This window comes from Neoaquamicrobium sediminum, assembly GCF_013240295.1.
Taxonomy (GTDB): Bacteria; Pseudomonadota; Alphaproteobacteria; order Rhizobiales; family Rhizobiaceae; genus Aerobium; species Aerobium sediminum.
On record NZ_JABETK010000002.1, the window covers coordinates 1,261,529 to 1,286,431 of the forward strand.

The window sequence follows — 24,903 nt, forward strand, 5'->3', positions numbered from 1 at the left end:
TCGCGGCAAATGGGAGCAGGAACAGGTTGCAGGCGGCTCGAGGCGCCTGGCCGGTTGACGTCCGCAAGCGGCAGCGTTCGGCTTTGCTATTGCTCATGCGCAGCTTTTCGGTGAAACCTGCTGCACACATCACGTGCCGCACGCAGCCACCGAGGAGGAGATGTGACCGACATCGTCCTGCACAACTATTTCCGTTCGTCGACCTCCTACAGGGTCCGCATCGCGCTCAACATGAAAGGGCTCGACTATACCTACGTCGCGCATCATCTGCGCCACGGCGGCAATCGCGCGCCTGAATATCTTGCGGTCAATCCGCAAGGGCTCGTACCCGCGCTGGTGTGGAACGACGGCACGATGATCGCCCAGTCGCTGGCGATCATCGAGTTTCTGGACGATATGCAGCCCGAACCGCCGCTTCTGCCGCCCGATCCCCACGGCCGGGCGCGGGTACGCATGCTGTCGCAGATGATCGCCTGCGACATCCATCCGGTGAACAATCTGCGCGTACTCAACACGCTGCGGAGCCGCTACGGCGCTGACGACGCCGAGATCGCCTCGTGGTTCAGGCACTGGGTGAACGAAACCTTCGAACCGCTTGAGAAGATGCTTTCCGAAAGCCCGCAGACCAGAACCTTCTGCCACGGCGATACACCGGGCATGGCTGACATCTGCCTTGTCGCGCAGGTCGCCAACAACGCCCGCTTCAACGTCGACATGTCGGCCTATCCTACGATCGCGCGCATCCGCGATACCTGCATGACCCTGCCCGCATTCGTGCAGGCGGCGCCCGCGCAGCAGCCTGATGCGGAATAGGCTCGCTTTCAGCCTTCGGTGAGCAGAAGCAGCAGCGTCTCGGCCGCGAAGGCCGGACGCTCCTCGCCCTCGATCTCCATCGTGCTGGCCGACTTCATCAGATGCTGGCCAGGCGCCCTCTCCTCCAGCGAGATCAGCGTCGAGCGCAGCCTCACTTTGGCGCCGGCCTTCACCGGAGCCAGGAAGCGCAGCCGGTCGAGCCCGTAATTGATCGCCACCGATACGCCCTGTGGCTGGGTTCCGATTTCGGCGGCAAGTGCGGGAATCAGCGACAGGGTCAGGAAGCCATGGGCGATCGGCGCATGATAGGGGCTTTCCATGCGTGCACGCTCGACATCGACATGAATCCACTGGTTGTCTCGCGTGGTCCTGGCGAAGCTGTCGATCATCGACTGATCGACCTCGATCCAGCCCGACACGCCAAGTTCCTCGCCAACCTTCGATTCGAGGTCGGCGAATGTCAGTTGATTGTCCGCCAAGTTCAGTCCTTCCGGCTTCAAGTCTCGATCAGCCACCGTCTGTCGAGATCCGCCGCGCGCGTCAGGCCGCACAGCGCCAGCGTCAGGTCGAATTCGGCAACGATGTTGCGGATGACCTCGCACACGCCGCCCTCGCCCGCAAGCGCGAGACCGTAGACATAGGGGCGGCCAAGCAGCACGGCGCGTGCGCCAAGCGCCAGCGCCTTGGCGACATCCGCTCCCGAGCGTACGCCCGAATCGAGCAGCACCGGCATCGTGCCGGCGGCCGCCACCACCGCAGGCAGCATATCGAGGGTCGCCGCCTCGCCGTCGACCTGCCGTCCGCCGTGATTCGACACGATGATGCCGTCGACGCCGTGTTTGGCGGCAAGCGCCACATCGTCCGCCCTGCGCAACCCCTTGAGCAGGATCGGCAGCTTTGTCATCTCACGCAGGCGCGCAATGTCGGACCAGTTGAGGTCAGGCCGCGAATAGGTCGCGGTGAAATGCGCCACCGCCGAGCGCATCTGCTGCATGGTCAACCCGTGCTCGCGCCCCTTGCGCCGCAGGCTCAGCGCGGTGCTGAGGATGCCCGCTCCCCTCGGCCGGAAGCCGGTTTCGGGCGGGCTTGCAGGTATCTTCGAACGAAAGACAGGGTCGCTCAGGTATTGCGCCAGGCCAAGCCCGCGCATGAACGGCAAGTAAGCAAGATCGAGATCGCGCGGTCGCCAGCCGAGCAGCGTCGTGTCGAGTGTCACGACGATCGCTTCGCAACCGCAGCTTTCCGCACGCGAGACGAGCGAGCGCACGACATCGTCATCGCTCGACCAGTAGAGCTGGAACCAGCGCGGCGCATCGCCTATTTCCGCCGCACAGTCTTCCATCGCGACCGACGCCTGGTTGGAAAAGACGTATCCAATGCCTTCGCGCGCGGCGGCGCGGGCCACCGCGCGGTCGGCCAGCGGGTGCGCCATCTCCAGAACGCCGATCGGGGCCAGCAGAACGGGTGCGCGATGCGTCCGGCCGAACAGTTCCACCGAGAGATCACGGGTCGAGACGTCGTTGAGGACGTGCGGGGACAGATGCCGGCGCTCGAAGGCGGCGCGATTGGCCGCCATCGTATGCTCGCTGCCGGCTCCGCCGATGATGTAGGCGGCCGCCTCGCGCCGCATCCGCCTCGCCGCACGCCGCTCGAGCGCGTCCGGTGCGACCGGCACCAGCGGCCGCTTGCCTCCGGCGCCGGTGACGTAGATTTCGGTCTGCCGCAGGCGCCCCGGTTGTGGCGCCCCCGCACCGTCGGCACGATCGGGCATGAGTTCCTCCCCACTCTCGGCGGCATCGGGAATACCGCCTTCGCGAGTGTAGAGACACCCGCCACGCGCTTCAATTGTGGAAGATGATCCTCTCGCCCACATGCAGGGCAAGTCCTGCCAGCCCGCCGATCAGCATGCCGTTGAAGCGAATGTATTGCAGGTCGCGGCCGATATTGATCTCCACCAGCCGGGTGAGCTGCAGGATGTCCCAGCGCCGCACCTGATCGGCGATAAAGGTGGAGACGCCGCTCTTCTGGTTCTCGACGAAAGAGGCGAGCGCCATGACGAAGCCCTGGTTCATGTCGGCGCGGATTTCGGGCTCATCGGCGAGTTGCTTGCCGACCTGCACGAACATGTCCGCCAGATGCCGGCGCACCGCAGACTGATCAGAAGCCAGGTCCTGCTCGACGAACGAGCGCAGGCTGGACAGGAAATCGCCGGCAAGTCCGCGCAGTTCGGGCCGGGCAAGCAGATCACGCTTCAGTTGCTCGGCCCGCGCCGCATAGTCGGGCGATGTGCGCAGATCGTCGATGAACCCTTTGACGAAACGGTCGAACTCATGCCGCATCGGGTGTTCGGCATCGGCCTCCACCTCGGCAATGAGCGTGCCGGCCGAGGCCACGATCTTTTTGAGCAGATAGGCGTCGGCCTTGAACAGGTTGGCGAGACTGGGCAGTTCCTGCCTGATCTTGTCGCGGATCGCGGCCAGCGCGTCTTCGTCCGACAGCAGCCGCCCGAAGACGCGCAGCAACTCATCGAAGAGCTGCTGGTGACGCCGGTCGGCGGTAAAGGCCGTCAGCAGGTCTGCCGCCAGCGGCGCGACCTGTACCTTCTCGACCTGTTCGGTGACGCGTTTGACGACGAAATCCCCAGCCCCGAACCTTCGACAGCAGCAAGCGCCTGCGGCACGAGCCTCCCGACGAAGCGGGAAAGGCCGGCGGACCGCCTGCGATCGGAAAGCCACTCGGAGACGAGGAGCGCAAAATCAACCTCCTCCAGCTTTTCGCGCACCGGCCCGGGCGCGAGGAAATTGACCTCGATGAACCGGCCGAGATTGTCGGCGATGCGGTCCTTGTTGGCAGGAATGATGGCGGTGTGCGGGATGGGCAGGCCGAGCGGGCGACGAAACAGCGCAACGACGGCGTACCAGTCGGCAAGCCCGCCGATCGCGGCTGCTTCGGCAAAGGCCGCGACGTAGGCGAACGCCGGATAGCTATCCTGCAACGCCCTCGCACCGAGGAACACGCCAACGCAGGCGACAAGCGCGGCCGTTGCCACAGCCTTGGTGCGCCTGAGCGCTGCAATCTTGGCTGCATCGTCGGCTGATTGCGCCGCTTCGTGCCCGGCCGTTTGCGATGGGGCCGCCATGGGCTGTCCTCTCGGTCATCTGATTCCGCTGCTGCGGCTCAATGTGGGGCGTCGGTGGGCGTTCGTCACCCGCCATGGTTCCCGCGAGAGGTCTTCGATCAGTAAGCGGCGGCCAGCAGCGTGCCGAACGCGCCGGCGCCCGGCCGTGCCGGCAATGGCGGTACCGGCTCCAGCCCGATGACACCCAGAGTCTCGCCATCCTCGAACCGCAAGGACGCGTTGAACCGGCGCGCCAGGCGCTTCATCGCCTCGTTCTGCGGATGGGTGGTCACAAGCAGCCGCTCGTAGCCGAAGGCCCGCGCACTCTCGATCAGCCGCGCGAAAAGCAGGCTGCCAAGGCCCCGATGCTGCAAATGACGCTCGACGCTGAAGGCTATCTCACCCGTCGGCTCCGGGTCCTGCGGCCGCTCGTGAAGTTCGGCAGCACCCAACACCTGGCCGTTCTCGACATAACCGATGACCAGCGTGCCGGTGCCGAAACTGCGCTCGGCATAGGAGGAAACGAAACCGTCGTTTGTCGGACCGTTGAAACGGTCGCGGCGACTGTCGGCGTCAAGCCGCAGCAGGTGCGCCTTGAACTGGGGCAGTTCCGAGTGTCTCAGTAGCCGTATAGTGCCCGTAAGCGGCGCGGCCGCATGGTTTGGCGGCTGTTGCATGTCGCAATCCTCGTGGGTCCTCCCCGAGTCATCGCAACTCGACACGCGCTTATATTGTGCAATGCAGCATGATTTGCAAGCTCCGCGCGATGCGCAAGGCACATGCCAGCCATGCGCTCGATCATCCCTGTTCGATTATAAGTTGAATTTCTGACTCCAGATTTTTTCGTTGCACTCTGGAATGGTTCTAAGATATGCTCCATATTAACGAATATGCTTCGCGCCCCTCGAAAGGCAGACCATGCGGCTCACACGCCAGACCAACTACGCTATCCGTATCCTGATGTACTGCGCGGCCAATGAGGGACGGCTAAGCCGCATTCCCGAGATCGCGGCTGCCTACTCAGTGTCGGAACTGTTTCTGTTCAAGATCCTGCAGCCGCTTGTCGAGAACAAGCTGGTGGAGACCGTGCGTGGCCGCAATGGCGGCGTGCGGCTGGGCAAGCCCGCTTCGGAGATCACGCTTTTCGATGTCGTGCGGGTCACCGAAGATAATTTCGCGATGGCCGAGTGCTTCGAAAACGATTCGGCCGACTGTCCCTTGATCGACTCCTGCGCTCTCAACGAGGCGCTGCGCAAGGCGCTGGGCGCTTTCTTCCAGGTGCTTGAGAGCTATACGATCGAAGACCTTGCCAGCGCGCGGTTCTCGCTGCGCGACCGGCTTGGCATCGACGACCTGCCCCGCCTCGCCGCGAACGGCTGATCCTTAGAGGCTTGCCGACTGCGGCAGGATGAACGGCGCGTTGCCGGCAGGCAGCGCACCGACTTTCAGCCTGCACTCGAACACCCGGTGGATGAGATCGTCGGTGAACACCTCAGCCGGTGCACCGGACGAGGCCACCCTCCCCTGCTCATCACCGTCACCTGATCGGCGAACATCGATGTCAGGTTGAGGTCGTGGAGGATGGCGACCACGCCGCCGCCGCGCGTGGCGAAATCGCGCGCGATCTTCATGATGACGAGTTGATGCTTGATGTCGAGGCTCGAGACCGGCTCATCGAGGAACAGCCAGCGCGGCTCGCCGTCGAGCACCGGCGCCCAGACCTGGCACAGCACGCGCGCAAGCTGCACGCGCTGTTGCTCGCCGCCCGAAAGCTCCTGATAGAAACGCCCCGCAAAACCCTCGAGGTCGACACGCGCCAGCGCGCGTTCGGGCAGCCGCTCGTCCTCGCCGGCAAGCGCGCCGGACCGCCCGTTGACGATGCCCAGCCGAACGATCTCGCGCACGGTGAACGGAAACGACAACGTCGTCGCCTGCGGCAGCACAGCACGCAGGCCAGCGGTCTGCCAGGGCTTCATCTCGCGCAGGTCTCGCCCGTTCAGCCGGATCGCGCCTTCGGCCGTCAGGTCGCCCGAGAGGGCTTTGAGGAAAGTTGTCTTACCGGAGCCGTTCGGCCCGACGATCGCCGTGACTTCGCCGGGACGGGCCTCGAAACTCACATCCTGCAGGATGCGCTTGGGCCCGATTGAAACCGAAACGTCGCGTGCTTCGATCATGGCTTGTCTCCTCACAGGTCGAGAATGCCGCGCCTGCGCAGCAGGATCCAAAGGAAGAACGGCGCGCCGACAGCGGCGGTGACGATGCCGATCGGCAGTTCCGCCGGTGCAACGATGGTGCGGCTGACAGCGTCGGCGAGCAGCAGCAGGGAAGCGCCGAGAAGCGCTGATGCCGGCAGCAGGAAGCGGTGATCCGGGCCGATCAGCAACCGCAACAGATGCGGCACGACGATGCCGACGAAACCGATTCCGCCCGAGACAGCCACCGAGGCGCCCGTCGCAGCAGCCACCGCGACGATGGCGATATTCTTGAAGCGCTGTACGGGAACGCCGAGGTGGTGCGCCGTCGCCTCTCCAAGCGCCATCGCATTAAGCCCTCGTGCCATGAAGGGCGCGCCCACAAGCGCAAGCACGATGATCGGGCCGGCGGCGGCGATCTTGGTCCATGTCGCGCCGGCAAGCGAGCCGAGGCCCCAAAACGTTAGGTCGCGGAGCTGGCGGTCGTCGGCGAGGTAGACCAGAACGCCGGAGAACGCGCCGGCCATGGCGCCAAGTGCAATGCCCGCCAGAAGCATCGTTGCGATCGACGTCTGCCCCCTACGGGTAGCGACCCTGTAGAGCACGAGTGTGGTGACGAGGCCGCCGCCGAAGGCCGCCAGCGGCAAGGCGTATATGCCTAGCAGTGCCGTCACCGGCGCGAGAACCGTGGAGCCCAGCACGATCATCGTGATCGCGCCAAGTCCGGCGCCTGAGGAAACGCCGACAAGCCCAGGATCGGCCAGCGGATTGCGAAACAGGCCCTGCATCACCGCGCCTGAGACGGCCAGTGCCGCGCCGATGAGAATGCCCAGGATCACGCGCGGCAGTCGGATGTCGTAGACGATGATCCGGTCGCGCGCGCTCAATGCCGCATCGGCTGCTTCGCCAGAAAACATCCAGCCGACGACGACATCCCATGCGGAGGCGTCCGATGCCCCTGAAGTCAGGCTGAACAGGGCAACGACGACGAGCGCCAGTGCAAGCACGCCGATCGTTGCCCGCGCCCGCGCGGAGCGATCCCCATCGGCGACTTCGGACGGCGCCCCCACCGCGAAAATCCTCTGCAACATTTCCATGCCGATGCTCAGTCTGCCAGAGCGTCGCCGTAGAGAGCGGCCGAAAGGTCGCGCACGGCAGCCGCAGTGCGCGGACCGAAGCCGAGCAGATAGGCACCGTCCATCCGCACCACCCTGCCGGTCTTCGCCGCAGGCGTTGCAGCGATCGCCGGGTGGCTGAGCAGGTCGTTCGCCTGGGTCTCGTGGTCGCCACCGCGATCCATGGCCAGGATCACGTCGGGTGCCGCTTCGATGACCGCCTCGTCTGTAAGCTGCTTGTAGCCCTCATACTCCGTGACTGCATTGACGCCACCGGCCATGCTGATGATGCCGTCCGCAGCCGAGTTGGTTCCGGAAGCAAGAATGCGCCCGCCCTGCAGCGAAAGCACGAACAGCACCTTCTTGCGTTCCGCGATGTCCGCGGTGGCCTGCTCGGCGGCTTTAAGGTCGGCGTCGGTCTCGGCAGTCAGCGCCGCGGCCTTGTCCTCGACATCGAGAACGTCGCCGACGATGCGGATCTTCTCCAGGATACCTTCGCGATCGTACCGATCGGGCACGGTGACCATCGGAATGCTGGCCTTTTCGAGCACCTCGACCGCCTCGGGCGGGCCGCTGCCCTCGAGCGCGATGATGAGGCTCGGATCGACGGAAATGACGCCTTCCGGGGAAAGCTGGCGTATGTATCCGACATCGGGCAGTTCCAGCGCCGCCTCGGGGAAGACGCTGGTCGTATCCCGCGCGATCAGGCGCTCTTCCTCACCGAGGGCATAGATGATTTCCGTGACGGACCCGCCGATGGCAACGATCCGCGAGGCATCGTAGTCCTGGGCTCGCAGCGGCGAGCCAAGCATCGCCAAGGCGACGCCGAGAGCAGCCGCGCCCGCAAGTCTTCTCAATTTCATGGTATTTCTCCTCAGGCGGCCGTACGCTGCGGCAGGCGCGGCAGATTTTCCGCGATCATCCGCCAGTCGTCGCGCTCGGTCCTGCCCTCGCTTCGCTTGCCGAAGAACTGGATGATCATCTCGCCGTCGGCGCCATAGGCTTCGACCGAGGTGACGTGGCCGTCCTTGGTCGGCTTCCGGACGCCCCAAAGCTCGTGCACGTGATCGGCCCGCAAATGCAGATGGAAGGTCTCGTCGAGCACGTTGATCCACGGCCCCATCGTCTTGATGTTCGCCACCGGACCGGAGTGGATCTGGATGCATCCGTGATTGCCCACGAAGCACATGATCGGGATTTCCTCCTGCGCGGCATGTAGGAACATGGCGTTGAGAGCATCCCCGTCCAACCGCCAGGCATAGTCCTCGCCGATCATGTCCAGCGCCTGCCGGCGATTGAGCTTCAGCGAACGCAGCATGCCGAAGAACTGGTGCACGTCTGTCATCGTGCTCCAGCGCTCGCGCAGCTCGTCGGAGCTGCCGGCCTCGCTCTCGTCGAAGCCGGTCTTTTCGACCGGCATCGTCTCGATCGCCTGCGACTGGTCCGAAGAGATCAACCGGGACACAAGCTCTTCATAGGCGGCCACGTTTGACGCAGGCCGCAGATGAATCTTGTGGACGGCATCACCGGCCTTGTCGAAGAATTGAAGGCTGCGACGCACGGCCTCACCGTCGTTTTTCTCCACCGCGAAGCCATGCGCCCATGCATCGGGAAAGATGCGGAGGTCGATGTCGGCGCCTAGCAGCATCATTGCCCGCTGACCGGGGACGACCTTGTCGTAGACGCCGATCTTCTCGTGCACCGCGCTCTCGTTGCGGGTGAGCGCCATCACCTCTCCGAGAGCTTCGAGACCCAGCAGCACCTCGCTTACACGTGGCTCGATACGCCGGACGCCTTCGCCGACATGCGCGGCCACAAGATCCGCTTCGGAGACACCAAGCTGGGTGGCGAGGTCACGTTCGCGCATCTTCGGATTTTCGGCGCGCGCGAGACGAATCGCTTCCGGGCTGGGTTTGGCTTCAGCACTCATGTTTTCACCTGATGTCTTCACTTGTTGAGGATGAGCTTGCCCTGCCGCGTGATCTTGAGCCGGTACATGGAGCCTTCGTGCTCGATGCCGATCTCGTGCGTGCCGCGGAACAGCGACTCACTGGTGACGATCCGCGCGGCCCTGTCGAAGGGGCGCGGCCGAACTTCGTGAGCGCCTTCGGTGGCGGAAGATCTGCGGAAGGAGGGGTGATTGAAGGGGTGTAGCTGTTCACGATACCGTTCCTTTTCACTGTCCGGGCTCGCGGGTGCTGGCTAGGGGGCGACTTCGCAAAAGCGCGATTGAATTCTTGACACTAATTATCAGCTTTAATAGGGAGTGCAATACCGGAGTGAAAAGGTCAACATTTTTGACGAACCGGCGGCATTGAGGAAGCAAGCGAGCCAGTGAGCCAGCCAGTGGAATCTCACGAAATCAGGAGACTTGAGATGGGGTTGGTGGCTCACAAGACGACCGTTCTGCTTGGCGGAGCGGCGATGGCCATGGTGCTGGGGGTGTTTCAGGCAGGCGCGCAGGATTCAGCAATCGCGGAGGCAACGACGAACACTGCAGAGAAGCAGGGACGCGTGACCCTTCTCCAGCGCCTCGTTGTCGGCGCCGGCGCCGAAAAGGTGGCGATCGACACGCCTCAGGCCGTTACGGTGGTCAATCAGGAAGACATAGACCAGGCCCAGCCGGAAACGGTCGGCGAGCTGCTGCGCAGGGTTCCCGGCGTCAACATGTCCGGTTCGGACAAGCTGCTTGGCCAGTCGATCAACATCCGCGGTATCGGCGGTCCGGCCACGGCCGGCGACGAAGGCCGCATCATCGTCAATATCGACGGTGTGTCGAAGTTCTACGAGCAGTACCGCATGGGCGGCCTGTTCACCGACATGGAGCTCTACAAGCAGGTGGAAGTGCTCCGCGGTCCCGCCTCCTCGACCCTGTACGGTTCGGGTGCATTGGGCGGCGTCGTCAACTTCACGACCAAGGACGCCTCCGACTTCATCGCCGACGGCCAGAACGGCGCGTTGCGCCTGAAGACCAGCTACGATTCCAATTCGACCGGCCTGCTGGGCTCGGCGATCTTCGCGCAGCGCGTCAACGAGAACTTCGAGTTCCTTGCGGCGGGCAACTACCGCTATGCCGAGAACTACACCTCGGGCAACGGGCATGAAGTGCTGGGATCCGAGATTTCGGCGCCGTCGGGCCTGGTGAAGGGTACCTTCCGCTTCGGCGATAACAACGAGCAGACGCTGCGCGCTTCCTACCAGCATTGGACGACCACGCTGGACCAGGAATACAACCAGACCGGCGAGGAAGTCGGGTTCGGCCTCGTGGACCGCAAGGTCACCGACAAGACCGCGATCATCGCTTACGAGAATCCGGCAACCGACAACCGCTGGATCGACCTCAAGGTGCAGGCTTCGTTCTCCGACACGGTCAACGATCAGTCGGAGGCTGCCATCCCGTCGCTGAACCGCACCTTCGGCTACAAGACCTACCAGTTCTCGATCGACAACACTTTCGACTTCAGCGGCGAGAACTACGAGAATTACCTGACGGTCGGTTCGCAATCCAACTTTCAGGAGCGCACGACCCTCAAGAGCACGTCGGGAACCCATCCCCAGGGGACCCGCGTCGCAACCGGCGTCTTCGCTCAGAACGAGTTCATCTGGGATGACCGCCTGACGCTCATTACCGGCGCGCGACTGGACTGGCAGGAACTGGAGCCGACCGACATCATTGGCGCGACCAAGAAGACCCACACGGCCTTCTCGCCCAAGATCGCCGCGCACTACAAGTTCAACGACGCCTTCGCGGTATTTGGATCGGTCGCCCATACCGAACGCGTTCCGACCATCGACGAGGTGTTCGACAGCGGCGCGCTGACATCCGACCTCAGGAAGGAGAAGTCGCTCAACTACGAGATCGGAACGGCCTTCTCCTTCTACGACACTTTCCAGGGTGGTGACGCGCTGCAGCTCAAGTTGACGGGTTTCTACAACGACATCACAGACCTGATCACCGATCATGGCAATGGCGTCACCCCTCGCTACGACAATATTGGCGAGGCGCGCATCTACGGCGCCGAAATCGAGGCGGCATACGATTCGGAATATTTCTTCGGCAGCGCCTCCTATTCGCATGTCATCGGCAAGGACATCACCAACAGCACATGGCTGAACACCGTCGCGCCTCATGAGTTCGCGTTCACACTCGGTGGCCGGCTGCCGGAACATGGTCTCAGCTTCGGCTGGACCAGTCGGATTGTCGCGGCCCAGAAGCGCGTCTCCAGCATCCCCTTCATGCGGGAGGCGACCGATGCCTTTTCGACCCATGATATTTTCGTTACATGGAAGCCGCAGGAAGGCCCGCTGGAAGGCTGGGATGCCAATTTCCGTGTCGATAACGTCTTCAACGAGCAATATCGCGAGTTCCTCTCCGGCACACCGGGCAAGGGCCGCACGTTCAAGGTATCGCTGGCGAAACAGATCGGATGGTAGTTATGCAATTCAAAAGCGTGGGCCGTATTCTGACCTCGGCCCTGCTCGCCTCCGCCCCGGTTTTCGGGGCGGCAGCGCAGGAGGCGGAGGGATCATCCCCCGCCCCAGTGCTGTCGGTTGAACTCAATGCGCTGCAGGCGACCGACAAGGGTTGCCGGTTCACGTTCGTGGTCGCAAACCAGCTTGGAGGCGCGCTCGAGAGCGCTGCCTTCGAACTGGTGCTCTTCGACAAGGAAGGCATGGTCAGCCGGTTGACCATCGTCGACTTCAAGGACCTGCCCGACGGCAAGACCAAGGTCCGCCAGTTCGACTTCTCCGGCGTGGACTGTTCCTCGCTGGGGCGCGTGCTGGTGAACGACGCCACGGAATGCAAGGGCAGCGGCATCGACGCCCGAGCCTGCATCCAGAACCTGAAAACGGAAACACGGACCGATACCGCGTTCGGCATCTAACCTTCGGCTTGCACCTGTGATGATCCTATCTTCCCTCGCCCGCTCCCTCGCGATCCTGCTGGTCTCGACGCTGGTCGCCGTGGCGCCCGTGTCAGGCGCGTTCGCTCAATCGGGCGACACCCCAGTTGCGGAGCCGGCGCAGGCGCCGGAAACCGGCACGCCGGTTGTCGAACCCGCTGCGGAGCCAACCGGCGACGCGGTGCAAGGCACGCAAATCTCCACCCTGCCGCATGATCTTTCGCCCTGGGGCATGTTCATGGCCGCGGACTGGGTGGTCAAGGCCGTCATGATAGGGCTGGCCTTCGCGTCGCTGGTGACGTGGACCGTATGGCTTGCCAAGTCGCTCGAGCTCGCGGCCGCCAAGCGTCGCGTCTCCCAGGCACTGGAGCGCATCATCGCGGCCAAGAGCCTCGAGGAGGCCGGGCTGGCGATGGAGGGCGTGGGCAGCAGCCCCGCGACGTTGCTTGTGCGCGCGGCGGGTCATGAAGCAGCCCTTTCCGGACCGCAGCACGACGGCAATGCAGCCGGCCTCAAAGAGCGCGTCGCGTCGCATCTCGGCCGCATCGAGGCGCAGGCAGCCCGTCGCATGACGCGCGGCACCGGCGTTCTCGCAACCATCGGCTCCACCGCGCCCTTCGTCGGCCTGTTCGGCACAGTCTGGGGCATCATGAATGCCTTCATCGGCATCTCGCAGGCGCAGACAACCAACCTCGCGGTCGTTGCACCCGGTATCGCCGAGGCGCTGCTGGCGACTGCGCTGGGCCTGGTCGCAGCCATCCCCGCCGTCGTCATCTACAACGTGTTCGCGCGCGCCATTGCAGGATACAGGCTGCTGCTGGCCGACGCGTCGGCTGCCGTGGAACGCCTTGTCAGCCGCGACATCGATCGCCGTGCGCTCACGGGCGGGCATGGCGCGGCTCGCGCGCAGGCTGCTGAGTAAAGCGGAGCAGGACGATGGCCGGCAGCCTCAACAGAAATACCGAGAGCGACGATCTCGTCGAAAGTCACGAGATCAACGTCACTCCCTTCATCGACGTGATGCTGGTGCTGCTCATCATCTTCATGGTGGCCGCCCCCTGGCGACCGTCGACATCAATGTCGACCTTCCGGCCTCGAACGCGCAGGCGCAACCGCGCCCCGACGAACCGCTCTACGTGACGGTACAGGAAGACCTTACCGTCTCGGTCGGCGAGGATGCGGTAACACACGAGCAACTCGCCGCCGCGCTCGAGCGCAGCACCGAAGGCGACAAGCAGGCGCGCGTGTTCCTGCGCGCCGACAAGGCGGTTGCCTATGGCGACCTGATGACCGTGATGAACCTGGTGCGGATGGCGGGCTACACCAAGATCGCGCTGGTGGGCCTCGACGCCGCACCCGGCGGTGCCGCGGCGACCGCCGTCGAACCGTCAGGTGAAGCGCAGCCATGAGTCCTCGCCCCGACATAGCCTGGTCGCGGCAGCTCGCCCGCACCACGCCGGGCCAGGTCGTTCTATGGACACTGGCGGCGCTCGTGATGCTGACTGCCCATGCCACGGCGGCATGGTGGGTCATGCGCGAGCCGCCCCCGGAACCCATTCAGATCGCCGGTTCGACGGCGATCGAGGTCGATCTTGCAGCACTCGGTTTTTCAGAGGCCGAGATGCGCGCCGCCGGCGAAGCAATCGAGACGGCGGAGCCCGTCGAGCCGACGCAAGCAGAAGCCGTCCCGACCGATGCGGTGGAAGTCGACGAAGCAGAGCCGGTCGAGACCGCGCGTCCGGTCGAAACCACGCCGGTGGAACGAACCGAACCTGTGGAAGACACGCCGCCCCAGCAAACAACGGAAGTGGAGCAGCAGCAACCGGTTCGCGCGGAAGCCGCGCCCTCGCCTGCTGCCCGACTGGCGGAAGCGCAATCCGAGGTGGAGATCGCGGCGCTGCCGCCGACGCAGCGTGAAACCACGGTCGACGTCCTCACCGCCAGCCCGGTCGAGGTGGAGACCGTCGAACCCGTCGAAGACAACGAGCAAGTCGCGGCCCTGATGCGCGCGCCGCTGCCGACGCCCCGTCCCGACTACACGCCGCCTGCCCCGCGCGTCGAACGCCAGCGCACGGAACAGCCAAGGCGGGAAAAGCCGACGCAGCAGGCCAAACGCCCGGCCGCCGGTTCTCAGGGCAACGCCCAGGCCAACACCAACAAGGGTACCGAACGAGGTTCGGCTCAGGGTCGAGCGGCCAGCGATTCTGCCGGCAACCAGCGTCGTTCGGCAGAGGGCAACGCGGCCGTGTCCAACTATCCGGGCCAGGTGCGAAGGAAGCTGGGGCGCGCCGTGCGGTATCGTGGGCGCGAGCGAGGTGAAGTGCTTGTCAGCTTCACCGTCAGCCGAACCGGCAGCGTGAGCGGCGTGCGCATCGCGCGTAGTTCCGGGTCGCCGAAGCTGGACAAGGCCGCACTCGACACGGTTCACCGCGCCGCCCCCTTCCCGCCGATTCCGGACGCCGCAGGTCGGGCCAGCTGGCCATTCGACCTGCCGCTGTCCTTTACCCGCTGAGATTGGACGATGATCGGCTTCCTCAAACTTGACCGGCTCGCCGCAGCGCGCGGCGACGGGTTGCATCCCAGGTTGCTTGAACTGATCGAGCAGCGGGCGCTGACCGTCGAGGGCGACCCGAACGTGGTCGAGCTTCACACCGTTCGCGACTGCGCGTTCACCCAGGCCGGGCCAGGACCGACACCCGCGAGACCGGCATTCCTGCCCGGCAACGTAATCGACTTCACACCGCGCCGGCAGGCTGCTGCGGCCGCGCAAAAAAGACTTCGAACAGCTAGCCGGCAATCCGGCCATCATGAAAGGAAGGACGTTATGTACATCGCCATGAACCGCTTCAAGGTGAAGAACGGCTCGGAAGAGGATTTCGAGACCATCTGGAAGAACCGCGACTCCAAGCTCAACGAGATGAAGGGTTTCCGCGAGTTCCACCTGCTGCGCGGTCCGGCGAACGAGGAAGAAGGCTATACGCTGTTTGCCTCGCACACCGTCTGGGAAAGCTATGACGACTTCCAGGCCTGGACGAAGTCGCAGAACTTCCGCGACGCGCACCGCAACGCCGGCGACCATAAGCCCGTTTATTTCGGCCACCCTCAGTTCGAGGGTTTTTCGGTCGTGGAGGGGGCATAGCCCCCTCTCCTCACTCCGCCGCGGCCAGCAGGCTGGCGTTGCCGCCGGCTGCCGTGGTGTCTACGCACACAGCGCGTTCGTGCACATAGGCCGTCGGGTTGATCACCGCCGCGACGAGCCGGACGATGGCGCCCTTGCGCGCCGCCAGCGCCTTGCGGATGGCACGCAGCGTGTCCGCATCCGCGGAACTCGCCACCACTTCCACCCCCAGCCTGGTCAGATCGGCCGGATCGACGATGCCATCGATCGCTTCTACGGGCATGCCCTTGCCGGTTAGCGATGAAAGTGCCGCGCGGGCGCCCGGCGTCACCGCAACGACGGCGTTGCCCGCCGAAAGTGCCTGGATCGCCTGAGCGAATGCTGTTTCGGGGTCCGGCCCCAGGCACAGCGTTCGGCCGCGCGGCACCAGTAGTAGGGTGTTCGCTTCACCGGTCGGTCCCGGCAGGTCAACCGGGCCATAATCGAGCGCCGCAGCAGCGGCGATTGCCTCAGCGCCCTTGCCGCGCAGGTGCTTCCTGAGCACGCCGATCCGATCGAGCCGTGTCGACCAGCCGCTGCGAACGGCGTCCGGCATGTGCTCCGCCAGCATGCGCGCGGGCACGACGTCGCCATCGGCCGGCGCCAGCGCCGTCACCTCGCCCTTACGGAACCGCCGCAGGTAGGACGGGCCGCCGGCCTTAGGCCCCGTGCCCGACAGCCCCTCGCCACCGAAAGGCTGCGAGCCGACCACCGCGCCGATCTGGTTGCGGTTGACGTAGATGTTGCCGGCATGAATGCCGTCGACGATATGCTGAACCCGCGCCTCGATGCGCGTGTGCAGCCCGAAGGTCAGTCCGTAACCTTTTGCGTTGATGTCGGAAATGATCTTGTCGATGTCGTCGGCCTCGAAACTGGCGACATGCAGGATCGGCCCGAACATCTCACGTTCCATCTCGCCGATACCCTCGACGCGGAAGATGTGTGGCGCCACAAAGCGGCCTTCCGACGGCGTATCGAGCCGGGCGACGAGACGCCCCTTCTTCTCCATGTCGGCGCAATAGCCGGTCAGGTTGTCCCTTGCCTCGTCATCAATGACCGGGCCGACGTCGGTCGAGATCAGGGCCGGGTCGCCCAGGCGCAGCGCCTGCATCGCACCGGTCAGCATCTCAAGCACCTTCGCCTCGACGTCCTTCTGCACATAGAGCACGCGCAATGCCGAACAGCGCTGGCCGGCGCTCTGGAAGGCCGAGGCGACGATGTCGCGCACCGCCTGCTCGGGCAGCGCGGTGGAATCGACGATCATCGCGTTGAGACCACCCGTCTCGGCGATCAGCATCGCGTCGGGGTCCGCCGTTTCGGCGATCTGCCGCTCGATCAGCCGCGCCACGTCGGTGGAGCCGGTAAAGCAGACGCCGGCGATGCGCGGATCCGCAGTCAGCGGGCCGCCGACGGAAGGACCGTCGCCCGGCAGCAGTTGAAGCACGTCCTTCGGGATGCCCGCCTCGTGAAGAAGCTCCACCGCCCGCGCGGCAATCAACGGCGTCTGTTCGGCCGGTTTTGCGACGACGGTGTTGCCGGTGACGAGTGCTGCCGCGATCTGTCCGGTGAAGATGGCCAGCGGAAAATTCCAGGGCGAGATGCAGGCGATGACGCCGCGCGCGGTGGTGTGGCGCTCGACCTCTGCCGCCTGGCCGGCATAGTAGCGCAGGAAATCGGCGGCCTCCCGCACTTCGGCCACGCCGTCGGCGAGCACCTTGCCTGCCTCGCGGGCGCAGAGCGCGAAGAACTCGACCGCATGCTCCTCGTAGAGATCGGCAGCACGCAGCAACGCAGCCGCCCTGGTGGCAACCGGCGTTTTCTCCCATCCGGGCTGCGCCTTTACGGCGGCATGGACGGCCTTGCCGACCGCGGCGGTGCTCGCTTCGGAAACCTCACCGACGATCTCCATCGGTCGAGCCGGGTTGACCACTGCCCTCGTCTTGCTGTCGGCACCCGCACGCCACTGGTGCGGCGCATCGAACCTGGCGCGCTCCTCCGTGACCTCTGCGAGCGTCACCGGATCGGTTATGTCCCATCCCTTCGAGTTGCGTCGCTGCGCCCCGAAGATGTCCACCGGGCGCGGGATCGCCGGGTTGGCGGCTGGACCTTGCGAGGCCACAACATCGAACGGGTCTCTGGCGATTTCTTCCGCCGCCACCTGTTTGTCGACGATCTGGTGCACGAAGGATGAGTTGGCGCCGTTCTCCAGCAAACGGCGCACGAGATAGGCAAGCAGGTCGGAATGCGCGCCCACCGGCGCGTAAATCCGGCAGCGCGTGCCTTCGGCCTTGCGCACGGCCTCGTGCAGGGCCTCGCCCATACCGTGCAGCCGCTGGAACTCGAACGCCTGCTTGTCGTCGGCCATCTGCAGGATCGCGGCAACCGTATGGGCGTTGTGCGTGGCAAACTGCGGATAGATGCGGTCGGTCATGCCGAGCAGCTTCCGGGCGCAGGCAATGTAGGAGACGTCGGTGTTGGGCTTGCGCGTGAACACCGGATAGCCGGCCAGCCCCAGCACCTGCGCGCGCTTGATCTCGGTGTCCCAGTAGGCACCCTTGACGAGCCGCACCATGATCCTGCGGTCGAGCCGCTTCGCGAGCGCATGGAGCCAGTCGATGACGAAGTATGCGCGTGGCCCGTAGGCTTGGACCACGACGCCGAACCCGTCCCAGCCGGCAAGCTCCGGCTCGGAAAGCACCTTCTCGATGACATCGAGCGACAGGTCGAGCCGGTCGGCCTCCTCGGCGTCGATATTGAGCCCCATGCGGGCATGGCGCGCGGCCAGCGCAAGCGAAAACAGGCGCTTGGCCATCACCGGCAGCATGGTTTCCTTCTGGCCGGTCTCGTAGCGCGGATGAAGCGCCGAGAGCTTGACCGAAATGCCGTGGTTCTTCGCGATATCGGCGTCGGTCGCACCCGCATTCAGAGCCGAGATCGCCGCCGCATAAGCACGGTGGTAGCGCAAAGCGTCGGCCTCGGTGCGCGCGGCCTCGCCCAGCATATCGAACGAATAGGTGTAGCCCTTGCGGGTATAGTCGCGCCCGCGCTTGACCGCTTCGTCAATGGTCCGGCCCAGCACAAACTGCTCGCCCATTTCGCGCATGGCCGCAGAAACCGCCTTACGGATCACCGGCTCGCCCAGGCGCCGCACCATCGAGCGCAGCGTGCCCTCGATGCCGCCCTCGCCGTCTTCCAGCACGCGGCCGGTGAGCATCAGAGCCCATGTCGAGGCGTTCACGAAGATCGAACTCGACCCGCCCGAATGCGCCGACCAGTCGTGCGGCGCGATCTTGTCGCGGATCAGATCGTCCATCGTCTCCGCGTCCGGCACGCGCAGCAAAGCCTCGGCCAGGCACATCAGCGCCACGCCTTCCTTGGTGGAGAGGCCGTACTCGGACAGGAACACTTCCATCAGTTCCGGACTGGAAGCGCCGCGCACCGCCCGAACGAGATCGGCCGCGCGCGCGGAGATCGCGGCACGCGCTTCGGGATCGAGATCGGCAAGGGCGACGAGACGGGCCAGCGCCTCGTCCTCGGCTGGAAGCATGTGGGCACGAATTGCTGCGCGAAGTTTCTGAAGCTGATGCGATGACATTGCGGACCGCCGAAGACGATGTTGAGCGAATGGCGCGACCATAGCATGCCCTGTTCGAGCCGCCTTTACCAAACCTGTCGACTTCATGGTCGAAACGATCTAATGGAGATTAGCAATCTGGGCTGATTGGACTGCAAGAACGGTGACCGAAGATCATTTGGACCGCATTGATCGCAACATCCTGGCGGCTCTGTTGCGCGATGCCCGGCTTTCCATGGCGGAACTCGGCCGCAAGGTCGGTCTTTCGAAGACGCCGGTGATGGCGAGAGTGCGGCGGCTGGAGCGCGACGGGTTCATTCGTGGCTATTCCGCCATCGTCGATCGCGAGCGCATGGGCCAGGGCCACATCGCCTTCGTCCAGGTCAAGCTTTCCGATACCCGGTCTGCCGCGCTCGATGCGTTCAACAAGGCGGCCCTCTCGGTGCCGGAGATCGAGCAATGCCACATGATCGCGTCGAGCTTCGACTATCTGCTCAAGGTGCGCACGAAGGATATCGCGGCCTACCGGCGCGTGTTGGGCGAGCGCATCTCGGCCCTGCCACACGTCGCACAGACATCCACCTATGTGGCGATGGAAACGGTCAAGGACCGCTAGAGCCCCAGCCTGTCGACCACCCGGCTTATCTCGCCGACCACGGTTCTGGTGACGATCCAGTCGCCGTAGATCGATTCCCACAGGATGAACAGCGTCACTGTCATGATCACGATCACGTATCGCATGACATATCCCCCAGAATTCCGGGAGCTTAACGCGTCGCACCTCCAACTGACAACGGGCCATCAAGTGTCTTCAGGAAGGCGATAAGTGCCGACCTGCCGCGATCGGTGAAGATCACGCCGCGCAGCTCGCTGTGGCCGGCCGGAGCCTCCAGCGCTCGCGAATAGTGGTCGATGACGTCTTCGAGCGTGGCGATCTGGCCCGAATGCATGTAGGGCGGCCGCGAGGCCGCGCCGCGCAACGACGGCGTCTTGTAGGCCCGCTCGAACTCATGGCTGTCGCGCACCATGAAGCGCAGCTCGTCGCAGCCCTCGCCTGCCGCATCGCTGTAAGGGCCGAGGCAGTTGAACGGGTCGGCAAGCACCTTGTCCACCGCCTGCGCCCTGCCCCGGTCCTCCGGCAGGCCGGGCACCGCCGGAACGCCGGTGTTGTGAAAGAAATCGTCCGTGAAGCGCGGACCGTTGTGGCAATCCACGCAGTTTGCCTTGCCGATGAAGAGCTTCAGGCCTTCGATCTCCAGGGAATTGAACGCCGCGTCGCCCTCGGGCTTGCGTCCCGCAAGGATCGCCTCGGCGAAGCGGTCGAAACGCGTTTCCTCGTGAGTAATAGTGCGCTGGAAGGCAGCAATGGACTTGCCGATATTGGCGAACACGGCGCCGACCTGACTGCGCTGTTCATCTTCCATCTTCGCCCATGCCGTCTGCTGTGTCTCCGTGCCGAGCGGCGAGGCCTCTGGAGGCAGTGCCGACAGATCGGGCAGCGGACCGAACAGGCCCTCGTAGTCCTGCCGGTACTGTGCCGCGACCAGATGGGCAAAGGCAGTGCGGTTGCCGGCGTGCTCACGCGCATCTTCGAGCGGGCCGAGCGCCTGCGCCCAAGGGCTGTCCTTGCGCCCGTCCCAGAAGAACCATTGCCCGTGCGACACGTCGGCGAGCGGCATGGTGCGTCGGTCGGTGACGCCCACGCCCTGCGCCAATGCCAAGTCGTCCTGGAACTGCCGGTCCGGCAGATGACAGGTGGCGCACGAAACCGTGCCGTCGCCCGAAAGCCGTGTGTCGAAGAAAAGTGCTTCGCCCAAAGCCGCGGCAGCCGGGTCATCTGCGACCGCGTTGCTCGGGTCCGGCGGCAGGGGGCCAAGCTGTGACAGGCGCAACTGGCCGATCAGGCGTTTTTCCTCCTCCGAGAACTGCTCGGCAGAGCAGCCGGCCAGCAAAGCCGCCGATAGCAGGATAAGGAATATGGCGCGCGGCATCATCATCAAGCTTACAGAACGATGTTGAACTCGGCTTCGTCGCTGCCTGCAGGAGCGGAAATGGCGAACTTCAGCACCCACCAGCCACCCATGTTAAAGCGCACGCCCTCAATGCGGTAGCGCCCCTCACCGATATGACCGGTCGATTGGGGGCGGTCGGCAGTCCGTGGCCGTGCTGCGGCATGCCACCATCGACGGTGATTTCGGCATCGGAGACGGGTTCGCCGTCCGGCGTTTTCACGGTGACGATCCAGCCATGCAGCGATCCCTGCTGGACGGGCTCCGCCTCTGGTTCGATCGCGACGGCGTAGAGCCCGGCGGCGGACGTTTTCTCGCGCGCCACATCGAGATCGGCCGGCGGCGGCGACAGCATGCGCAGCGCATAAAATCCGGCCACGACCAGAACCGCCAGCGCGATTGCGGCAATTGTCCACTTCCTCATTGCGGGTCTCCCGATTTCGATTTTCCAGAGCTAGGGCTTCCCGTTGCTGGAAGGTCAAGCACAAATCTGTCTTGCATTGCGCACCTGCGAGCGCACCGCTAGACAGTGGCCGCCAACCACAGGAGAAGCCGCGGATGAACGGAATCGCGTCGATCGGAGAATGCATGCTGGAGCTGACCGGCAGCGGAGCCGACTGGCGGATGGGACACTCCGGAGACACATTCAATGTCATCTGGACGATGCGCGCGCTTTTGCCCGCCGATCGATCGACGGATTACGTCAGTGCCTTCGGCGACGACGCGTTTTCGGCCCAGCAATTGGCGTTCTTTGCCGAAAACGGCATCGGCACCGCCTCCAGCCCGCGTATTCCCGGCGCACGGCCCGGCCTCTATGCCATCAGCCTCGACGGCGCTGAACGATCCTTCACCTACTGGCGTGCCGATGCCGCCGCGCGGCGCCTTGCAGACGATGCCGCCGCTCTGTCGAAAAGCCTTGAAAATCGATCACTTGTCTACTTTTCCGGAATCACCGTGGCAATTCTGGAAGACGCGCCGCGCGCAACCCTCCTGCAGGCGATCAAGGCCGCGCGCGGGGCCGGCAGCCTGATTGCGTTCGATCCCAATTACCGACCTCGCCTGTGGCAGTCCGCCGAAGCGGCACGCGCGGCGATAGACGGGGCGCTTTCGGTCGCTGACATTGTTCTGCCGACCTTTCCGGACGAGCAGGCGCTCTACCGCGATACCGCCCTCGCAGCGACCGCCGAGCGGATCGCAAACGCGGGGCCGAAGGAAGTCGTGGTCAAGGATGGAGCGGAGCCTGCGCTGGTTGTGACCGGCACCGACAGCTCGACCGTCGCCGCCACCCACGTCGCGAACCCGGTCGACACCACCGGGGCGGGCGATTCTTTCAATGGCGGCTATCTCGCCGCCCGCTTGCTCGGTCACAACCCCGTCGAGGCAGCTAGGCGGGCTCATCGGGTTGCCGCGGCGGTCGTTCAGGTTCGGGGCGCCCTGGCGCCCGTCGAAGTCCTGCGCGAGGCGTTCGCAGGCTGAGTCAGGCCTCGCTCAGCAGGCTGAAGCGAAATTCGCTGCGCTGATGGTATTCTTCCCCAGGCCGCAACACCGACTGCGGGAAATACGGCCGGTTCGGTGCATCCGGCCACCCTTGCGGCTCGAGGCAGAAGCCCGCGAATGAGCGATAAAGGATGCCGTCGAGACCAGGAACCTGCCTGTCTGGGAAGTGGCCGCTGAAGAACTGCAGCCCCGCTTCCGTCGTCCAGACCTCCATTTCAACGCCCGAGCGTTCGCCCTGCGCCCACGCCACCTGCCGGAACGGTTGGGGTGCGGCCGAAAGGCAGAAATTGTGGTCGTAGGGCGTTTCCTGCCCTGTCGTCTGGCGGATCGTACGCGGAACCACGAAATCGAACGGCGTACCCTCGACGGGCAGGACAGCCCCCGTCGGCACGCATTGCTCGTCGATCGGCAAATAGGCCTGAGCCGATATCGAGAGGCGATGGTCGTGGACCGGGCTGCTGCCGCCATCGTTCAGGTTGAAATAGGAATGGTGGGCGAGATTGCAGAGGGTCGGCCGGTCGCAGGTCGCCGTCAGCTCGACGGACAGGGTGCCCGGCGGCTTCAGCCGATACGTGCAAGCCACGTCGAGCGTGCCGGGAAAGCCCATTGCGCCGGCAGGATCGGCGATGGTCAGGGTTACGAAATCGCTGCCCTTGTCGGCCAACCGCCACACACGCCTGTCGAGCCCAGTTCCGCCGCCATGCAGGGTGTTTCCGTTGTCGTTGCGGTCAGTCTCGAAGCGTTCGCCGTCCAGTGCAAACTTGCCGCGCGCGATGCGGTTTGCCTGTCGGCCGACGATTGCCCCGAAATAGAGCGAGTGGTCGAGATAATCGTCCAGGCGCTCGAAACCCAGCACCAGCGGCGCGTCATGACCATCCAGACGCAAATCCTGGACGATAGCGCCATAGGTTAGAATGCTGGCGCGAAGCCCTCCTCCGGCGATCCGGATGCGCTGGACCGGTTCGCCGTCCTTCGTCTCGCCAAAATTCTCGATGTCCATCGACACCCCGCCAGCCTTTATTCTAAGGCCGCTAAAGGCCGAGCCCGCCGATGCATACATATTTGGTGTCGAGGTAGTCCTCGATGCCCTGGTGACCGCCTTCCCGCCCGAGGCCCGATTCTTGACGCCGCCGAACGGCGCTTCCGGCGTGGTGATGAGGCCCTCGTTGACGCCCACCATCCCGTATTTCAGCCCTTCCATCACGCGGAAGGCGCGCCCCAGGTCACCAGTGTAGAAGTAGCAGGCAAGGCCGAACTCCGTGTCGTTCGCCAGCGCCACCGCCTCTTCCTCGGTCTCGAAGCGGAAAACCGGAGCAACGGGGCCAAAAATCTCCTCCTTCATGAACTTCATGTCGGGTGTGGCGCCCGAGATGACCGTGGGTTGGAAGAAGGAGCCGCCAAGCTCATGCCGCTTGCCGCCGGTCACGACCTTGCCGCCCTTGGCCTGTGCGTCGGAGATAAATTCCTCGACCTTCTCGACCGCCTTGTCGTCGATCAGCGGCCCCTGCTGGGTTCCATCCTCAAGGCCAGGCCCAACCTTCAGCTTCTTCGAAGCATCGGCAAATTTCTCCACGAACCGGTCGTAGATGCCGGACTGAACGAAGAAGCGGTTGGTGCATACGCAGGTCTGGCCCGAATTGCGGTATTTGGCAACGATGGCACCCTCGACCGCACGGTCGATGTCGGCATCGTCGAAGATCAGGAAGGGCGCGTTGCCGCCAAGCTCCATCGAAACCTTTTTCACGGTCGATGCCGACTTCTCTATCAGGATCTTGCCGACCTCGGTCGACCCCGTGAAGGTGATCTTCTTGACGAGCGGGTTGGAGCAGATCTCGTCGCCGATTTCGCCAGCCGAGCCGGTCACGATATTGACGACGCCCTTGGGGATGCCGACCTCCTCGCATAGAGCGCCCCAGGCAAGCCCGGAATATGGCGTCTGGGAAGCAGGCTTCACGACAGCCGTGCAACCGGCGGCAATCGCCGGCGCGATCTTCCGCGCCAGCATCGAGGACGGAAAGTTCCAGGGCGTGATCGCGGCAATGACGCCGACAGGCTCCTTGGTGACGATGACCCGGCGGTCGGCCCATGGGCTCGGCACGACGTCGCCATAGGTCCGCCGCGCTTCCTCGGCAAACCAGAGCACATAGGCAGCCGATGCGCCTACTTCGCCCTTGGCTTCGGCAAGCGACTTGCCCTGCTCCATCGTCAGCAGCTCGGCCAGTGCATCCTGGTTATCCATGATCGCGTCATGCAGCTTGCGCAGCATCTTGGAACGCTCAAGCGCCGATGTTTTTCGGAACGACTTGAAGGCAGCATCCGCGGCCTCGATGGCGCGGCGTGTCTCTGCTTTACCGGCCTTCGGCACGGTCCCGATCTTCAACCCCGTGGCGGGATTGATCACGTCGATGACGGCACCGGAATCGGCCTGCACCCATTCGCCGTCGATAAGGTTGCCCTGGCGCATGAAATGGCTTGTCTTCTGCAGCATGGTGCTTTCTCCCTTGCGGCGCATGGGGCGCCTCGT

20 protein-coding genes and 5 pseudogenes are annotated in these 24,903 nt (G+C 64.5%); 10 read left to right on the top strand and 15 right to left on the bottom strand.

Annotated elements, in window-relative coordinates:
* Positions 1-162 precede the first annotated feature (162 nt).
* On the top strand, positions 163-813 hold the full coding sequence (maiA, locus tag HK436_RS18075; RefSeq protein ID WP_173191982.1) for a maleylacetoacetate isomerase: 651 nt from the start codon (positions 163-165) through the stop codon (positions 811-813).
* A gap of 8 nt (positions 814-821) precedes the next feature.
* Here the strand turns inward: maiA and HK436_RS18080 are convergent, their stop codons facing one another.
* The 4 genes and pseudogenes from HK436_RS18080 to HK436_RS18095 form a co-directional block, all read right to left on the bottom strand.
* On the bottom strand, positions 822-1,292 hold the full coding sequence (locus HK436_RS18080; protein ID WP_173191984.1) for a MaoC family dehydratase: 471 nt from the start codon (positions 1,290-1,292) through the stop codon (positions 822-824).
* A gap of 17 nt (positions 1,293-1,309) precedes the next feature.
* Entirely contained in the window at positions 1,310-2,584 is a 1,275-nt protein-coding gene (locus HK436_RS18085) for an alpha-hydroxy-acid oxidizing protein (protein WP_173191986.1), read from the bottom strand.
* Positions 2,585-2,654: 70 nt separating this feature from the next.
* Positions 2,655-3,952: pseudogene (locus HK436_RS18090) on the bottom strand (DUF445 domain-containing protein).
* 98 nt (positions 3,953-4,050) lie between these two features.
* On the bottom strand, positions 4,051-4,608 hold the full coding sequence (locus HK436_RS18095; protein ID WP_173191988.1) for a GNAT family N-acetyltransferase: 558 nt from the start codon (positions 4,606-4,608) through the stop codon (positions 4,051-4,053).
* A 241-nt stretch (positions 4,609-4,849) separates the two neighbouring features.
* Here HK436_RS18095 and rirA point away from each other — a divergent pair, with 241 nt between their 5' ends.
* Entirely contained in the window at positions 4,850-5,311 is a 462-nt protein-coding gene (gene rirA / locus HK436_RS18100; RefSeq protein WP_173191990.1) for an iron-responsive transcriptional regulator RirA, read from the top strand.
* A gap of 3 nt (positions 5,312-5,314) precedes the next feature.
* Here rirA and HK436_RS18105 read toward each other — a convergent pair.
* From HK436_RS18105 to hemP, 5 genes and pseudogenes are all read right to left on the bottom strand, one after another.
* Positions 5,315-6,105 (bottom strand): annotated as a pseudogene (locus HK436_RS18105) (heme ABC transporter ATP-binding protein).
* A gap of 11 nt (positions 6,106-6,116) precedes the next feature.
* Positions 6,117-7,220 carry a FecCD family ABC transporter permease gene (locus HK436_RS18110; RefSeq protein ID WP_244649034.1) on the bottom strand — a complete coding sequence of 368 codons (1,104 nt, stop codon included), beginning with the start codon at positions 7,218-7,220 and terminating at the stop codon, positions 6,117-6,119.
* Positions 7,221-7,228: 8 nt separating this feature from the next.
* Positions 7,229-8,101, bottom strand: a complete 873-nt coding sequence (locus HK436_RS18115; RefSeq protein ID WP_173191991.1) for a heme/hemin ABC transporter substrate-binding protein — start codon at positions 8,099-8,101, stop codon at positions 7,229-7,231.
* A gap of 11 nt (positions 8,102-8,112) precedes the next feature.
* Positions 8,113-9,168 carry a hemin-degrading factor gene (locus HK436_RS18120; RefSeq protein ID WP_173191993.1) on the bottom strand — a complete coding sequence of 352 codons (1,056 nt, stop codon included), beginning with the start codon at positions 9,166-9,168 and terminating at the stop codon, positions 8,113-8,115.
* A gap of 17 nt (positions 9,169-9,185) precedes the next feature.
* Positions 9,186-9,360 (bottom strand): annotated as a pseudogene (gene hemP, locus HK436_RS18125) (hemin uptake protein HemP).
* Positions 9,361-9,614: 254 nt separating this feature from the next.
* Between hemP and HK436_RS18130 the strand changes: the two are divergent.
* The 6 genes and pseudogenes from HK436_RS18130 (at position 9,615) to hmuQ (ending at position 15,281) form a co-directional block, all read left to right on the top strand.
* Positions 9,615-11,672 (top strand): TonB-dependent receptor domain-containing protein, encoded by a 2,058-nt coding sequence (locus HK436_RS18130; protein WP_206680543.1) that lies wholly within the window; start codon positions 9,615-9,617, stop codon positions 11,670-11,672.
* 2 nt (positions 11,673-11,674) lie between these two features.
* Positions 11,675-12,124, top strand: a complete 450-nt coding sequence (locus HK436_RS18135) for a hypothetical protein (protein ID WP_173191995.1) — start codon at positions 11,675-11,677, stop codon at positions 12,122-12,124.
* A gap of 19 nt (positions 12,125-12,143) precedes the next feature.
* Complete coding sequence (exbB, locus tag HK436_RS18140; RefSeq protein WP_173191997.1) at positions 12,144-13,064, top strand: tonB-system energizer ExbB; 921 nt, start codon at positions 12,144-12,146, stop codon at positions 13,062-13,064.
* 98 nt (positions 13,065-13,162) lie between these two features.
* Positions 13,163-13,551: pseudogene (gene exbD, locus HK436_RS18145) on the top strand (TonB system transport protein ExbD).
* A complete protein-coding gene (locus tag HK436_RS18150; RefSeq protein WP_173191999.1) occupies positions 13,548-14,654 on the top strand; it encodes an energy transducer TonB family protein in 1,107 nt (368 codons plus the stop codon). Before exbD ends, HK436_RS18150 begins: the two are co-directional and overlap by 4 nt.
* A gap of 312 nt (positions 14,655-14,966) precedes the next feature.
* On the top strand, positions 14,967-15,281 hold the full coding sequence (gene hmuQ / locus HK436_RS18155; RefSeq protein ID WP_173193607.1) for a heme-degrading protein HmuQ: 315 nt from the start codon (positions 14,967-14,969) through the stop codon (positions 15,279-15,281).
* 10 nt (positions 15,282-15,291) lie between these two features.
* Here hmuQ and putA read toward each other — a convergent pair whose 3' ends face one another.
* Complete coding sequence (gene putA / locus HK436_RS18160; RefSeq protein WP_173192001.1) at positions 15,292-18,894, bottom strand: bifunctional proline dehydrogenase/L-glutamate gamma-semialdehyde dehydrogenase PutA; 3,603 nt, start codon at positions 18,892-18,894, stop codon at positions 15,292-15,294.
* 142 nt (positions 18,895-19,036) lie between these two features.
* Between putA and HK436_RS18165 the strand changes: the two genes are divergently transcribed.
* Complete coding sequence (locus HK436_RS18165) at positions 19,037-19,489, top strand: Lrp/AsnC family transcriptional regulator (protein WP_173192003.1); 453 nt, start codon at positions 19,037-19,039, stop codon at positions 19,487-19,489.
* On the opposite strand, the gene HK436_RS32465 is transcribed toward HK436_RS18165, so the two are convergent.
* The 3 genes from HK436_RS32465 to HK436_RS18175 form a co-directional block, all read right to left on the bottom strand.
* Positions 19,486-19,614 carry a hypothetical protein gene (locus HK436_RS32465; RefSeq protein WP_280515724.1) on the bottom strand — a complete coding sequence of 43 codons (129 nt, stop codon included), beginning with the start codon at positions 19,612-19,614 and terminating at the stop codon, positions 19,486-19,488. The genes HK436_RS18165 and HK436_RS32465 overlap by 4 nt on opposite strands.
* A gap of 26 nt (positions 19,615-19,640) precedes the next feature.
* The gene (locus tag HK436_RS18170; RefSeq protein WP_173193609.1) at positions 19,641-20,867 is read right to left on the bottom strand and encodes a cytochrome-c peroxidase; all 1,227 of its coding nucleotides are present in this window, start codon (positions 20,865-20,867) and stop codon (positions 19,641-19,643) included.
* A gap of 67 nt (positions 20,868-20,934) precedes the next feature.
* Positions 20,935-21,306 carry a FixH family protein gene (locus HK436_RS18175; RefSeq protein ID WP_312860631.1) on the bottom strand — a complete coding sequence of 124 codons (372 nt, stop codon included), beginning with the start codon at positions 21,304-21,306 and terminating at the stop codon, positions 20,935-20,937.
* Positions 21,307-21,440: 134 nt separating this feature from the next.
* On the opposite strand from HK436_RS18175, the gene HK436_RS18180 reads away from it, so the two are divergent.
* Entirely contained in the window at positions 21,441-22,358 is a 918-nt protein-coding gene (locus HK436_RS18180; RefSeq protein ID WP_173192005.1) for a sugar kinase, read from the top strand.
* A 1-nt stretch (position 22,359) separates the two neighbouring features.
* On the opposite strand, the gene HK436_RS18185 is transcribed toward HK436_RS18180, so the two are convergent.
* Together HK436_RS18185 and HK436_RS18190 are read right to left on the bottom strand one after the other, a co-directional pair.
* Positions 22,360-23,439: an aldose epimerase family protein gene (locus tag HK436_RS18185; RefSeq protein WP_312860632.1), complete on the bottom strand. Its 1,080-nt coding sequence runs from the start codon at positions 23,437-23,439 to the stop codon at positions 22,360-22,362.
* Positions 23,411-24,867 (bottom strand): annotated as a pseudogene (locus tag HK436_RS18190) (NAD-dependent succinate-semialdehyde dehydrogenase). The gene HK436_RS18185 and the pseudogene HK436_RS18190 overlap by 29 nt, the downstream one beginning before the upstream one ends.
* Positions 24,868-24,903 lie beyond the last annotated feature (36 nt).